This is a genomic window from Mesorhizobium sp. M7A.F.Ca.CA.002.15.2.1, assembly GCF_003998715.1.
Taxonomy (GTDB): Bacteria; Pseudomonadota; Alphaproteobacteria; order Rhizobiales; family Rhizobiaceae; genus Mesorhizobium; species Mesorhizobium ciceri.
The window spans coordinates 1-392 of sequence record NZ_RZPI01001298.1 but is presented as its reverse complement, the minus strand read 5'-3'; the positions used below and the strand labels follow the sequence as shown (position 1 = coordinate 392).

The 392-nt window shown below is 68.4% G+C and carries 1 protein-coding gene; it reads left to right on the top strand.

The features are described 5' to 3' along the window. Positions 1–392: VOC family protein (locus tag ENZ74_RS34235; protein WP_206522431.1), on the top strand; the 392-nt coding region annotated here is incomplete at both ends.

The window sequence follows — 392 nt, the reverse complement described above, 5'->3', positions numbered from 1 at the left end:
GGGCGGCAGCCATCCCTGGGCGCAAAGCCCGGTACCGGCCGAGCACCAGATCCGCGGGCTCGGGCCGATCGTCATCAGCGTTCCCGACATCACCAACACCGAGGCGGTGGTGACCACGGTGATGAACATGCGCAAGGCGCGCGACTATGCCTCGCCGGAGGGCCAGGTTCACGTCTTCGAAATGGGCGAGGGCGGGCCGGCGGCGGAGCTGCATGTCCTGGTGCAGCCGGGACTGGCGCCGGCACGGCAAGGTGCCGGTGCGGTTCACCATGTTGCCTTCAGGGCGCCGGACCAGGAAACGCTGCATCAATGGACGGCGCGGCTGGCCGAGTTCCGGCTGCCGTCGAGCGGCGAGGTCGAGCGCTATTATTTCCGTTCGCTCTACTTCCGCG